Source organism: Castellaniella sp., from assembly GCF_034674885.1.
Classification (GTDB): domain Bacteria; phylum Pseudomonadota; class Gammaproteobacteria; order Burkholderiales; family Burkholderiaceae_B; genus Castellaniella.
This window is the reverse complement of record NZ_JAUCDS010000043.1, coordinates 1-13,548: the sequence shown is the minus strand read 5'-3', so window position 1 is coordinate 13,548 and position 13,548 is coordinate 1. Positions and strand designations below refer to the sequence as shown.

General features: G+C 65.6%; 13 protein-coding genes. 5 read left to right on the top strand and 8 right to left on the bottom strand.

The window, feature by feature from the left end; genetic code table 11:
* Positions 1–387 (top strand): L-serine ammonia-lyase, iron-sulfur-dependent, subunit alpha (locus VDP74_RS14905; protein ID WP_323000433.1); only part of this gene is annotated, 387 nt, incomplete at its 5' end.
* Between the two features lie 4 nt (positions 388–391).
* Here the strand turns inward: VDP74_RS14905 and VDP74_RS14900 are convergent.
* Entirely contained in the window at positions 392–1,225 is an 834-nt protein-coding gene (locus VDP74_RS14900) for an EamA family transporter (RefSeq protein ID WP_323000432.1), read from the bottom strand.
* Between the two features lie 195 nt (positions 1,226–1,420).
* On the opposite strand from VDP74_RS14900, the gene VDP74_RS14895 reads away from it, so the two are divergent.
* Together VDP74_RS14895 and VDP74_RS14890 are read left to right on the top strand one after the other, a co-directional pair.
* On the top strand, positions 1,421–1,873 hold the full coding sequence (locus VDP74_RS14895) for a PaaI family thioesterase (RefSeq protein WP_323000431.1): 453 nt from the start codon (positions 1,421–1,423) through the stop codon (positions 1,871–1,873).
* A complete protein-coding gene (locus tag VDP74_RS14890) occupies positions 1,870–2,886 on the top strand; it encodes an LLM class flavin-dependent oxidoreductase (protein ID WP_323000430.1) in 1,017 nt (338 codons plus the stop codon). Before VDP74_RS14895 ends, VDP74_RS14890 begins: the two co-directional genes overlap by 4 nt.
* A gap of 25 nt (positions 2,887–2,911) precedes the next feature.
* On the opposite strand, the gene nadE is transcribed toward VDP74_RS14890, so the two are convergent.
* The 3 genes from nadE to VDP74_RS14875 all read right to left on the bottom strand — a co-directional run bounded on the left by nadE (position 2,912) and on the right by VDP74_RS14875 (position 6,250).
* Complete coding sequence (gene nadE, locus VDP74_RS14885; protein ID WP_416233005.1) at positions 2,912–3,739, bottom strand: ammonia-dependent NAD(+) synthetase; 828 nt, start codon at positions 3,737–3,739, stop codon at positions 2,912–2,914.
* A 15-nt stretch (positions 3,740–3,754) separates the two neighbouring features.
* Positions 3,755–5,443, bottom strand: coding sequence for a dihydroxy-acid dehydratase (gene ilvD / locus VDP74_RS14880; protein ID WP_323000429.1), 1,689 nt, complete (start codon positions 5,441–5,443; stop codon positions 3,755–3,757).
* A gap of 102 nt (positions 5,444–5,545) precedes the next feature.
* Positions 5,546–6,250 carry a Crp/Fnr family transcriptional regulator gene (locus VDP74_RS14875; RefSeq protein WP_323000428.1) on the bottom strand — a complete coding sequence of 235 codons (705 nt, stop codon included), beginning with the start codon at positions 6,248–6,250 and terminating at the stop codon, positions 5,546–5,548.
* Between the two features lie 190 nt (positions 6,251–6,440).
* Between VDP74_RS14875 and VDP74_RS14870 the strand changes: the two genes are divergently transcribed.
* Entirely contained in the window at positions 6,441–7,352 is a 912-nt protein-coding gene (locus VDP74_RS14870) for an NAD(P)-dependent oxidoreductase (RefSeq protein WP_323000427.1), read from the top strand.
* 36 nt (positions 7,353–7,388) lie between these two features.
* Positions 7,389–10,349, top strand: coding sequence for a phosphoenolpyruvate carboxylase (gene ppc / locus VDP74_RS14865; protein ID WP_416233004.1), 2,961 nt, complete (start codon positions 7,389–7,391; stop codon positions 10,347–10,349).
* On the opposite strand, the gene VDP74_RS14860 is transcribed toward ppc, so the two are convergent.
* Genes VDP74_RS14860 through VDP74_RS14845 form a run of 4 tightly spaced genes read right to left on the bottom strand, consistent with a single transcriptional unit; the run spans position 10,350 to position 13,324 of the window.
* Complete coding sequence (locus VDP74_RS14860) at positions 10,350–11,141, bottom strand: transporter substrate-binding domain-containing protein (protein WP_323000425.1); 792 nt, start codon at positions 11,139–11,141, stop codon at positions 10,350–10,352.
* A gap of 48 nt (positions 11,142–11,189) precedes the next feature.
* On the bottom strand, positions 11,190–11,918 hold the full coding sequence (locus tag VDP74_RS14855) for an amino acid ABC transporter ATP-binding protein (protein ID WP_323000424.1): 729 nt from the start codon (positions 11,916–11,918) through the stop codon (positions 11,190–11,192).
* Positions 11,902–12,552 carry an amino acid ABC transporter permease gene (locus VDP74_RS14850; RefSeq protein WP_323000423.1) on the bottom strand — a complete coding sequence of 217 codons (651 nt, stop codon included), beginning with the start codon at positions 12,550–12,552 and terminating at the stop codon, positions 11,902–11,904. The genes VDP74_RS14855 and VDP74_RS14850 overlap by 17 nt, the downstream gene beginning before the upstream one ends.
* A gap of 10 nt (positions 12,553–12,562) precedes the next feature.
* Positions 12,563–13,324 carry an amino acid ABC transporter permease gene (locus tag VDP74_RS14845; protein ID WP_323000422.1) on the bottom strand — a complete coding sequence of 254 codons (762 nt, stop codon included), beginning with the start codon at positions 13,322–13,324 and terminating at the stop codon, positions 12,563–12,565.
* Between the last annotated feature and the right edge of the window lie 224 nt (positions 13,325–13,548).

Here is a 13,548-nt window from a genome sequence, read left to right as displayed (position 1 = left end):
AAGGAAAACGCCTCGATTTCCGGGGCCGAGGTCGGCTGCCAGGGCGAGGTCGGCGTGGCCTGTTCCATGGCGGCGGCCGGCCTGACGGCCGTGATGGGCGGCACGGTGGCGCAGATCGAGAACGCCGCCGAAATCGGCATGGAACACAATCTGGGGCTGACCTGCGACCCGGTGGGGGGGCTGGTGCAGATTCCCTGCATCGAGCGCAACGCCATGGGTGGCAACAAGGCCATCAACGCATCGCGCCTGGCGTTGCACGGCGACGGCAAGCATCACGTGACGCTGGACATGGTGATCGAGACCATGCGTCAGACCGGCGCCGACATGAAATCCAAATACAAGGAAACCTCGCGCGGGGGCCTGGCGGTCAACGTAGTGGAATGCTGATTTTCTAGCGTCCTGCCCGCACTACACCGATGCTGGCGGCCACCACCAGGCCAACGCCGATGATCTGCCCGGCCTGCATGCCCTGCTCCAGGATCAGCCAGCCCGACAGGGCGCCGATGGCGGGCTCCAGGCTCATCAGCACGCCAAAGGCGGCCGCCGGCAGGCGGCGCAAGGCCTGCATTTCCAGGATATAGGGCACCAGCGGCACCAGCACGGCCAGGCCTGCCGTCAGGCCCAGCTGCTGCCAGGGAAACAGGGCCGTTCCGGATTCCACCACGGCAAAGGGCAGCGACAGCACGGCCGCCGCCAGCAGCGAGGCCGACAGCCCCTGCAGGCCGGGCAGGCTGCTGCCGACGCGCTTCATCATGATGATGTAGACGGCCCAGCCGCCGGCCGCCAGCAGGGCGAAGGCAATGCCGACCGGATCGGCGCCCAAGCCCTCGTGGGCATCGCCCCAGGCCAGCAACAGGATGCCGATGGCGGCCAGCAGGGGCCAGGCCAGGGCACGCCAACCACGTACCCCCAGGGCAGCCACGGCCAGCGGTCCGCAGAATTCCAGCGCGACGGTCAGATGCTGGGGCAGGCGTTCCAGCGCGACGAAAAACGCCAGCGACATCACGGCCATGCCGGCCCCCAGAATGACCGTCGCACGCCACTGGGCAGCGCTGAAGCGATGCAGGGGGGGCCGCACGATCAGGAACAACACCACTGCCGCCCAGCAGATCCGCAGGGCGGACGTGCTCAGCGGCCCGTAATCCGCGATAACCGGCACCGCCAGCGACACCCCGGTCTGGACGCTGATCATCGACGCCACGGCCAGCCCGACCGCCAGCCACAAACCGCTGCCCTGCAGCGACCGTCCCGCACCGTCCGCAGGGGACGCGCCGCCACCCGTCGCAGCAGGGCGCCGGGCACCGCCAGCGGGTCGGCCTTGGGCAGCCGGTGAAAATGGCTTATCGTTTGACACTGGTTGGGCGCGGCGGTTTCTTTCCGCCCATTGTTTTCCGGACATACGACTATACAGGACCTCTCGATGGCACCATCTCCCACTTCCCAGAACAAGGCGGCGCTGCGCGACCGCATCCAGGCCCTCTTCGATCGTTCCGGACTGCTGCTGCACCTGGGGGCGACTCTGGGTGACGTGAGCGACGGTCGCGTGCATGTGCACCTGCCGTTTTCTCCCTCTCTGACCCAGCACCTGGGCCTGTTTCACGCAGGGGCGACCAGCGCCCTCGCGGACTCTGCGGGTGGCTTCGCCGCCATGACCCAGGCGCCGGACGGCTATACGGTGCTGTCCGTGGAGTTCAAGATCAACCTGCTGGCCCCCGCCCAGGGAGAATCCCTGGAAGCCATCGGCCAGGTGATCCGCAAGGGCCGCACCCTGACCATCGTGCAGGTGGACGTCTTTGCACTGGATGCGGGGCGCAAGACCCCGATCGCCCTGATGCAGCAAACCATCATCAACATCCCGGACCGCAAATCATGAGCATCGCCATTCCCTTGTCGGTGCTGGATCTGGCGCCCATCACGGAAGACGGCAGCGCCGCCGAATCCTTCGCCCACACGGCGGACCTGGCTCGCCACGCCGACGCCTGGGGCTACCGCCGCTACTGGATGGCAGAACACCACGGCATGACGGGCATCGCCAGCGCCGCCACCGCCATCCTGATCAACCACGTGGCGGCCGCCACCACCCGCATCCGCGTGGGGGCGGGCGGCATCATGCTGCCCAACCATTCGCCCCTGGTCATCGCCGAACAGTTCGGCACGCTGGAAGCCCTGCATCCGGGCCGCATCGACCTGGGCCTGGGACGAGCGCCGGGATCGGACCAGACCACTGCGCGGGCGCTGCGCCGGACGCTGCAGACCGACCCCGACGCCTTCCCGCGCGACGTGGTGGAACTGATGGCTTATTTCCGGGGCGAGAACCCGGTCCGGGCCGTCCCCGGAGAGGGCCACGGCGTGCCGGTCTGGATCCTGGGGTCCAGCCTGTTCGGCGCCCAGCTGGCGGCGGCGCTGGGGCTGCCCTACGCCTTCGCATCGCACTTCGCGCCGGCCCAGATGATGGACGCCATCCGCGTCTACCGGCAGCACTTCCAGCCGTCCGAATACCTGGACAAGCCCTACGTCATGCTGGGGTTCAACGTCTTCGCGGCCGACACGGACGAACAGGCGCGCTTCCTGGCCAGTTCCTGGCAGCAGTCCTTCGTGAATCTGCGCACCGGGCGGCCCGGCCGCCTGCCCAGGCCCGTGGACGGCTACCTGGACAGCCTGCCGCCGGCAGCCCGCGAACTGCTGGACCACATCCTGTCCTGCGCGGCCATCGGCTCGCCGGATTCGGTGGAGGCCCAGATGCGGTCCTTCATCGCCCGCACGGGGGCCGACGAACTGATGATCACCTGCAATATGCACGACCACGCGGCGCGGTTGCGATCCTACGAGATCGTGGCCGGGCTGATCGGTTCGACGCACGACGCAGGCCAGGCGGCGCATTCCTGACCATTAGCCGAACAGCACACTCGCATCAGGGCGTGATCGGCAGCGCCCGTTTGTGGGCGCTGCGCCGCCAGGTGCCCACGATGATCTCGAAGGCCTCGGGGGATACGTCCCGGCCTTCCAGGAAGTCATCGATCTGCTGGTAGCTGACGCCAAAGGCGTCTTCGTCGGGCTTCAGGGGCCTGAGCAATTCCAGGTCGGCAGTGGGCACCTTGAATACCAGGGTGTCGGGCGCCCCCATGGCACCGGCCAGCGCCCGCACCCGGCGCTTGTTCAGCCCGGCCAGCGGGGTGACGTCGGCTGCGCCATCGCCAAATTTGGTGAAGAAGCCCATCAGGGCCTCGGCTGCATGATCCGTGCCCACCACCAGCCCGCCGCGTGCGCCAGCCACGGCGTACTGGGCGATCATGCGCTGGCGGGCCTTGATGTTGCCATGCAGGAAATCCTGCTGCGCGGCGTCGCGAAAAGCCTGACCCGAGGCCTGCACCGCCGCCAGCATGGCATCGGACGCAGGCCGCACATCCACGGTCAAGGCCTCGTCGGGCCGGATGACCTGCAGGCAGGCCTGGGCATCGGCCTCGTCCAGCTGGGTGCCATAGGGCAGGCGCATCGCCACGAATCGGGCGTCCCCGCCCTGGTCGCGCACCCGTTGCACGGCCCGCTGCGACAGGCAGCCTGCCGTCAGGGAATCCACCCCGCCGCTGATGCCCAGCACCAGGGCGCGAGCGCCCGTGCCGCGCAGCAGTTCCGCCAGGAACTCGACGCGGTGCTCGATTTCCGCAGCGGCGTCGAATTCGTCGCGCACACCCAGGCCCAGGCGGATCTGCAATTGCAAGGCGCGTTGCTCGGCATTCAGCAAGGCGGTATCTCCTCAGCTGCGGTCTTCGAAACGATCCAGCACGGCGCCGGTGCTGGCGTCGGAACAGTTGAAGGCGAACTTCGCCTGCACGCCACGCGTGTAGCGGGGCTTGGGCGGCGTCCAGGCGGCGCGACGTTTGGCCAGGACTTCGTCGGACACGTTCACCTGCAGCAGCTGCTTGTGCGCGTCGATGGTGACGGAATCGCCTTCCTCGACCAGGGCGATCGTGCCGCCCGCTGCCGCTTCAGGAGCGACGTGGCCCACGACCATGCCCCAGGTGCCGCCCGAGAAACGGCCGTCGGTGATCAGGCCCACGGAATCGCCCAGGCCTTCGCCCACCAGGGCGCTGGTCGGGGCCAGCATTTCCGGCATGCCAGGGCCGCCCTTGGGCCCCAGGTAGCGCAGTACCATCACGTCGCCGGCATGGATCTTGCCGGCCAGGATGGCGTCCATGGCGGACTGTTCGTCATCGAACACCCGCGCCGGGCCGGTGATGGCCGGGTTCTTCAGGCCGGTGATCTTCGCCACGGCGCCCAGTTCGGCCAGATTGCCCTTCAGGATGGCCAGGTGGCCTTCGGCGTACAGCGCATTGTCCAGGGTGTGGATCACGTCCTGGTTGGCGGGCACGTCGGGCACGTCGGCCAGCGTTTCCGCGATGGTCTTGCCGGTGATGGTGATGCAGTCGCCGTGCAGCAGGCCGGCGTTCAGCAGCAGCTTCATCACCTGGGGCACGCCGCCCGCCTTGTGGAAGTCCACCACGAGATGTTTGCCGCTGGGCTTCAGGTCGCAGATGACCGGCACGCGGCGGCGCACGCGTTCGAAATCGTCGATGGTCCATTCGACCTCGGCGGCGTGGGCGATCGCCAGGATGTGCAGCACGGCATTGGTCGAGCCGCCCGTGGCCATGATGACGGCCACGGCGTTTTCGATGGATTTGCGCGTGACGATGTCGCGCGGCTTCAGGTCCAGTTTCACGGCGTTCAACAGCACGCGGGCCGACTCGGCGGACGAATCGATCTTTTCCTGGTGCACGTTGGCCATGGTCGAGGAATACGGCAGGCTCATGCCCATGACCTCGAAGGCGGAGCTCATGGTGTTGGCCGTATACATGCCGCCACAGGACCCGCTGCAGGGGATGGCGTGGGTTTCGATATTGTGCAGGTCGGTTTCAGTCATGCGACCGGCCGCGTGTTCGCCGACGGCTTCGAAGACGCTGACGATGTTCAGGTCCTGGCCGCAGTAGCTGCCCGGCAGGATGGTGCCGCCATAGACGTAGATGGACGGCACATTGGCGCGCAGCATGCCCATCATGCCGCCGGGCATGTTCTTGTCGCAGCCGCCGATCACCAGCACGCCGTCCATCCACTGGCCCTGGACGCAGGTTTCCACGCAGTCGGCGATGACCTCGCGCGACACCAGGGAATATTTCATGCCTTCGGTGCCCATGGCCATGCCGTCGGAAATCGTCGGCGTGCCGAACATCTGCGGATTTCCGCCAGCCGCCTTGACCGCCGCCGCCGCTGCATCCGCCAGGGGCTGCAGGCCGCTGTTGCACGGCGTGATCGTGCTTTGCCCATTGGCGATGCCGATCATGGGCTTGCTGAAATCGTCCTCGGTATAGCCCAGGGCGTAGTACATGGAACGGTTCGGTGCGCGGGCCACCCCCTGGGTGATGTTGGATGAGCGCAAAGGCTTGGACATGAGCGGATCCTTACGGGTTGTTTCTGAGGACAATCATTAAGTGTACGGCTTGTTTGTCGCAGGCGCAGCAGAACCCGGCGCGCGCCATGGGCATCCGGATGATCAGAAGCTGCGCCGGGCCGCCTGCGCCAGGGATTCCAGGAACGCCGGATCCTGCACGACCCAGTCGCGCCGGGCGCCGGCGATATGCCCCTGCGTCACCCAGTCGGCCAGCAGCCGGCTGAGCGTTTCGGGCCGCACCCCAATGTGCGCAGCCAACTGGCGCTGCGTCAACGGCAGGCGCACCGCACCGGCAGCGTCGCCCGACAGGCGCAGCAAATAGTCGGCCAGGCGCTGGGCGGCCGTGCTGTCGCTGTACCATTCAACCTCGTTGACGCGGCGGTAGACCCGGTCGCTCAGGCGGTTCAGCAACCGCATGGCCAGTTCGGGCCAGGCCCCGACGGCTTCCTGCAGGCCGGCGCGCTTCAGGCACAGGACGACTGCATCGCCGCGCGCACGCGCTTCCATGGGATAGCGGCCATGCGTCATGAACATGGCTGTTTCCGCCAGCATCTGCCCCGCCTGAAAAATCGAGAACACGCGATCCTGGCCATCCTGCGTATGGCGCAGGACTTCGACGCTGCCGCTGAACACATACAGGTATTCGGCCGCCTCATCGCCCTCCCGAAACAGGGTCTGGCCATCCTGGGCGTGCAGGACGGCGGCATCGCGCAGCAACATCGGCTGCACGTCCGCAGGCGCGCCCTGGAACAGCGGGTGGCCAAAGACCTGGGGGGGCGCGTCTCCGGCTTCATCGACTTGTGTCATCGTGGGTCCAGGCAGGTGAACGAGGCGGCAGCGGCCGATCGCGACGCGCAGCCATCGGGGCGCATGCCCCTGGAAATATCATACCGCGCAGCGCCCGGACTCCAACGCCGGGGGCCGTCTGGAAGTACAGTACATCTGCGCCGGAGGGCTGACAGCATCGACCGGCTGACAACGACTGCGGGAGATTCACATGACTGACAAGATCGACACCAACACCCGGATCGGCATCGCAGGCGTGGGCCTGATGGGGCACGGCATCGCCTCGAACATTGTCCGCTGCGGCTTTCCGCTGGTGCTGCTGAAGCATCCCGGCAACCAGCCCGTCGACGACCTGCTGCACGATGGAGCCCGGCAGGCGGACACCCTGCAGGACATCGCCGAGCAGGCCGACGTCATCATCCTGTGCGTGACCGGCACGCCCCAGATCGAGGACATTCTCTATCGCGCCGACGGGCTGCTGGCGCACCTGCGCCCGGGCACCATCCTGATCGACTGCTCCACCGCCATCCCCTCGTCCACCGAACGCATCGCCGCCGACGTCGCGCGGGCGCGCGGCCTGTTCCTGGATGCCCCGATGACGCGCACCCCGAAGGAAGCCGCCCAGGGACGCCTGAACCTGATCATCGGCGGCGATACGGCGCTGTTCGAGACCTGCCGCCCGCTGCTGGAAAGCTTCGCGGAAAACCTGGTTCATGCGGGCCCGATCGGCGCTGGCCACCGCATGAAGCTGATCCACAATTTCGTCTCCCTGGGATTTTCCACCGTGCTGGCCGAGGCGGCAGCCTGCGCCAACCGGGCCGGCATCGAGCCGCGCGTGCTGCTCGACATCCTGGCCAATGGCGGCGGAGGCGGCATCGTCCTGGACCGGCTGGCCCCGTACATCGCATCCGGAGACGATTCGGGGTTCCGCTTTTCCCTGTCCAATGCCCACAAGGATCTGAGCTACTACACCACCATGGCGGACGAATCCCGCAGTTTCCACCAGATGGCAACGGCGATCCGCGACACGCTGGCCATGGGCCTGCAAACCGATCCCAAGGCCACCATGCCCCAACTGATCCAGATCCTGGAAACGCATGCCGACAGCGGCGAACCCGGCTGATACGACACACAGATATAAAGAAAACGCATAACCGCTATGCGGCTGCGATCACAATGCGCTTATGATGAATGGCCGTTCGCGCAGGAAACCCATCCGCAGCGACGCGCAGCAAGCGCCATTCAACTTTCCACCCACGATGGAGACCCCGTGAAGCCCGCATCCCCGAACGACGTCATTTCCCCTCTGCGACAGGACATCCGGCTGCTGGGTCGAACTTTAGGGGAAGTCATCCGGGAATGCGAGGGCCGCTCCATCTACGACGTCATCGAAAAGCTGCGCCGTGCCGCCGTCAAGTTCCGCCGGGAAGGGCAGGACAGCGATGGCCGCATGCTGGAACGCCAGATCCGCAAACTCGCCGACGGCGAGGCCAACTCGGTCGCCCGCGCCTTCAGCTATTTCCTGCACCTGTCCAACATTGCCGAAGACCGTGACCAGACGCGCCGCCAGCGCCTGCAGTGGGAAACCGACGGCACGGCCACGCCCGGCAGTCTGCAGCATGCCGTGCAACGCCTGAACCAGGGCGGCCTGTCGGGCAGCCGCATCCGCCAGCATCTGTCGCAGGCCTGCATCGTCCCGGTGCTGACCGCCCACCCGACCGAAGTGCAGCGCAAGAGCACGCTGGACCTGCACCAGGAAGTCGCCCGCCACCTGCGGCAGATGGACACCCCCCACGCGCCCCTGGAAGCCGCGCACCTGCAGGAAAGGCTGACCGGCCTGATCGCATCGCTGTGGCAAACCCGCATGCTGCGCCAAAGCAAACTGACGGTGCTGGACGAAATCGACAACGCCCTGTCCTACTACACCAGCACATTCTTCAGCACCCTGCCCCAGCTGCATCTGGATATGGGAGCCCTGCTGCGCAAACCGCCGAAATCCGTCTTCGACGCAGACAACACGCCGCTGCCGCCCTTTGTCCACATGGGCAGCTGGATCGGCGGGGACCGCGACGGCAACCCCAACGTCAACGCAGACACGCTGGAACAGGCCCTGCTGCGCCAATCCGCCCACGCCCTGCGCTACTACCTGACCGAAGTCCACGCGCTAGGGGCCGAACTCTCGGTATCCCAATCGCTGATGCAGGTCACGCCCGCCGTGGCGGCTCTGGCCGCCATCAGCCAGGACCCGTCCACGCACCGCCAGGACGAACCCTACCGGCGCGCCTGCATCCACATCTACGCCCGGCTGGCCGCCACCGCCCAGGCCCTGACCGGACGACGACTGGCCCGGCGCAGTACCTACGACGCGCCTGCCTACGCAGCGGCGGACGACCTGGCGGCCGATCTGCGCACAGTCGCCGAATCCCTGGACGCGCACCACGGCGCCCTGGTCGGCAGGCTGCGCCTGACCCACCTGCGCCAGGCCGTGGAAATCTTCGGTTTCCACCTGGCCACCGTCGACCTGCGGCAAAGTTCCGACGTGCACGAGCGCGTGTTCGACGAACTGATGCAGCACGCAGGCGTCACGCTGGACGGCAAATCCGTGCGCTACGCGCGGCTGTCCGAAGCGGACCGCGTCCGGGTCCTGCGCCAGGAACTGCGCGAACCTCGCCCACTGGTGTCGCCCTGGGTCGAATATTCAGCGGAAACCACAAAAGAACTGTCCATCCTGCGCATGGCGGCCGACTGCAGGCGCCGCTTCGGCGCCGCCGCGATCCGCCAGTCCATCGTGTCGCACACGGAAACCCTCAGCGACCTGCTGGAAGTACTGGTGCTGCAGCAGGAAAGCGGCCTGATCGCACCGACGGTCGGCAAGGCCGCGCCGCAGGGAGGCCTGATGGTCGTGCCGCTGTTCGAGACCATCCCCGACCTGGAACGCGGCCCCGAGATCATGGACGCCTGGCTGTCGCTGCCCGAAGTCGCGACCCGCGTGCGCCAGGCGCAGCACGGCATCCAGGAAGTCATGCTGGGCTATTCGGACAGCAACAAGGACGGCGGCTACCTGACGTCCAACTGGTCGCTGTACCAGGCCGAACGCAGCCTGGTGGAGGTGTTCCGCAAGCACCGCACCCGCCTGCGCCTGTTCCACGGCCGAGGCGGTTCGGTGGGCCGAGGCGGCGGCCCCAGCTACGATTCCATCATCGCGCAGCCGCCCGGCACCGTGAACAATCAGATCCGCCTGACCGAACAGGGGGAAATCATCCAGGGCCGCTACAAGGACGCCGAAGTCGGCCGCTGGCACCTGGAACTGTTCGTGGCCGCCACCCTGGAGGCCAGCCTGGCCGGCGCGCCGGCGGTCCGCAACGAAGACCGGCACGCCACGGAATACGGCGAAGCGATGGCCTGGATGTCGCAGACGGCGCGCGAGGCCTATCGGGATCTCGTCTACGGCACGGAAGGCTTCACGGATTATTTCTTCGCCTCGACCCCGATCCGCGAGATCGCCGGCCTGAACATCGGATCGCGGCCATCCTCGCGCAAGGCGCTGCAGCGCATCGAAGACCTGCGCGCCATTCCCTGGTCGTTTTCCTGGGCGCAGTGCCGCCTGCCGCTGCCCGGCTGGTATGGGGTCGGCACGGCGCTGGCCCGCTACCTGGAAGAAGGCGGTCCGGATCACGCACTGAGCCGTGAAGCACGCCTGCAGCGCCTGCAGACGATGGCGCGCGACTGGCCGTTCTTCCGCACCCTGCTATCCAACATGGAACAGGTGCTGGCCAAGACCGACCTGGCGATCGGCCGGGCCTATGCCGAACTGCTGACGGACAAGGCCCTTCGCACGCGGATCTTTGCCCGCATCGAAAGCGAATACCACGCCACTGTCGACGTGTTTCGCGACATCACGGGCCACGAGCTGCTGGCCCACGATGTCCCGCTGCAGGCCGCCCTGGCCGAACGCTTTGCCTACATCGACCCGCTGAACCACCTGCAGGTCGAATTGCTGCGCCGCATGCGTTCGGGTCCGGCGTCGGCGCACCGCGCCAACGAACAGGAATCCCGCGACCAGCGAGCAATCCACATGACGATCAACGGGATTGCCGCAGGCCTGCGGAATTCAGGGTGATCAAGCCCCGTTAGCCAGTACGGACGGGCTCAGGTCGTTGCCGTGGTATTTCTTGTAGGCAGCGTTCAAGTTCCCGTTCTTCAGGTTCTTGCGCACCCATTCGTCCACCCAGGCCTTCAGTTGCGGGGTCTGCTTGGGCATGGCGATCCCCAGCATGAATTCATGCTGGACGAACTTGGTTTCGTACGGATCGTTCTTCAGTTTCTTGTTGACTTCCGCCACGTTCGGCCACTGGGACGAGATGGCCTGAACCTGCCTGGACGCCGCCGCCGTCACCAGCGTGGCATCATCCTCGAAGCGCCGGATGTTGGCGTCCGGGGCGTTCTTCGTGATGTCGGTGTCGTTGACCGTCGCCCGGGTCACGCCGATCTTGACGCCCTTCAGGTCCTTGTAGCTGCCGATCTTCACTTCCTTCGGCGCTGCCACGATGATCTGCAACGAGGCGTACGGCACCGAAAAGTCGATGACCTTGGCACGCTCTTCGGTGATCGACAGATTGGCGACGGCGAGGTCCGCCTTGCCGGTCTGGATGGTGGGGATGCGGGCGGCATTGGTGATGGGCACCAGTTCGAGTTTGACCCCCAGGTCCTTGGCCAGCATCTCGGCCGTGGTCACGTCGGACCCTTCCGGCTGCATCTGCGCATTGGCATAGCTGAACATGGGAACCCCCATGGCGATCGCGACCCGGATCACACCATCCTTCTTGATCTGGTCCAGATCGCCCGCCTGTGCCGTCATGCCGAATGCGCACAAGCCGGCGGCGACGATCCATGCTGATTTCTTCAACTTCATCCAAGTCTCCTTCCGTGGGTTTCCACAAGGCCCGACGCCTTGCGCAATTTATAGGCCGTTGCCTATGAAATCCTGCAGTTCCTGAGTGGCGGGATTGACCAGGATGTCCGGGCCGCCGCTTTCCCATACCTGCCCTTCGTGCATGAAAATGATCTGGTCGGCCACGCGCCGGGCAAACGCCATCTCGTGCGTCACCAGCACCATCGTCATCCCGCCTTCGGCCAGTTTCTCGATGACCTTGAGGACTTCCCCGGTCAGTTTCGGATCCAGCGCGGACGTGACCTCGTCAAACAGCATGACCTGGGGCTCCATGGCCAGCGACCGCGCGATGGCGACCCGCTGCTGCTGCCCGCCGGACAACTGTTCCGGGTAGCTGTCGTATTTTTCCAGCAGGCCCACGGTGTCCAGCACGGCGCGTGCGCGTTCTTCCGCCGCCTTGCGCGAGAGTTTGCGCACGTGTTTCAGCGCCAGGGTGATGTTGTGGCCGACGGTCAGATGGGGGAAAAGGTTGTAGCTCTGGAACACGATGCCCACGTCCTTGCGCAGCTGTTCCAGATTGACCTTTTCGCCAACCAGCTGATGGCCGCACACCTGGATGGTGCCGTCATCGATGGTTTCCAGCCGATCCATGCACCGCAACGCCGTGCTCTTCCCCGACCCGCTCTGGCCGATGATGGCGACGACCTGCCCTCGGGCGATGTCGAAGGTCACGCCCTTGAGCACCTGGTTGTGCCCGAAACTCTTGTGTACGTTCTGGAGGCTAACGACGACTGACATTCAACTTCCTTTCCATGGCCCGGCTCCACTTCGACAAGGGGTAGCACAGTAAAAAGTAGAAACCGCCGACCAGCGCGAACACCAGGAACGGCTGAAACAGCGAGTTGTTGATGATCTGGCCCGCGCGGGTCAGTTCGACGAAACCGACCACGGAGGCCAGCGAGGTGGACTTCAGGACCTGCACCAGAAAACCCACCGTCGCCGGCAGGGACAGGCGCACCGCCTGGGGAATCACCACCAGGATCAGCGACTGCCAGCGCGACAGGCCCAGGCATTCGGCGGCTTCCCACTGGGTCTTCTCGATGGATTCCACGCTGCCGCGCCAGATCTCGCCCAGGAAGGCGCTGACATAGACCATCAGGGCAATGCCCGCTGCGGCCAGCGGCGGCACGTCGATGCCGAAGATCCCCACACCGAAGTAGACGATGAACAGCAGGACCAGCAGGGGAATGCCCTGAACCCCCTGGATGAAGACGGCGGCCACTGCGCGGACGATGCCGAACCGCGACACCCGCGCCAGCATGACCCCGAACCCCCCGATGGACCCCAGGACGAAGGACAGCGCCGACAGCACCAGGGTCCAGCCCAGGCCCTTGAGCAGGTAGACGAATTGCACGAAGGTGAAATGATCCATGGCGGTCTTCCTAGACGGCAGTCTGGCGGGGCGTTGCGGACGGCGGCATCTGGCGCCCCACATCGGCGCGGGGTGCAGAGGACGCGACGCGCGCGGCCCGCGCGACGACGCGGCGCCGGCGAAACAACAACCTGCCGCCCAGCCAGAACAGCGCCTTCAGGATGCTGGCCAGCACGAGATACAGGCCGGCGACGACGATGTATGTCTCCAGCGACAGGAACGTGATCGACTGGATGTTGTTGGCGGCCCCCGTCAGTTCCTCGGCGGAAATCTGCGAGGTCACGGACGACATCAGCATCATCAGGACGAACTGGCTGGTGATGGACGGATAGACCTTTTCGAAGGCCGGCAGCATGACGACGTGCCAGTAGATGCGTGGCCGCGACAGGCCCAGGCATTCGGCGGCCTCGATCTGGCCCGGCGGCACGGCATCCATGCCGGCGCGGATGATCTCGGCCGAATAGGCGCCCACGTTGATGACCATGGTGATGACGGCAGCTACGGCGGCCGGCATGGTATAGCCCAGGCTGGAAAGGCCGAAATAGAAGATGAAGATCTGCACCAGGAACGGCGTATTGCGCACGGTCTCGATGTAGACCCCGCAGGCGTTGGACAACCAGCGCCGGCTGCCGCGCCGCCCGATTGCGCACAGAATGCCCAGGATCAGGCCGAACACGGTCGAGGCCAGCGTCAATTCCAGCGTGGTGACCGCGCCGTCCAGGAACATCTCCCAGTACGGGACCAATCCCGAAAAATCGAAGGTATAACGCACACTGAACCTCGTGCCTGGCGCGATGATTGCTCGAGGTAGAATTGTGATATGTTGTCGTATAACTTGAAATCAGCAATTACCCTAAATACTGGAAAATATTTTGATCATTATTTCAATGAATGCAACAACTAATGCACATTCACCTCCTCCAATTGCCTCGACACGTGCTATGTTGTATGATGACATATGACAAATAAGGAAAGCCGGGATCGGTCCGCGCTTTC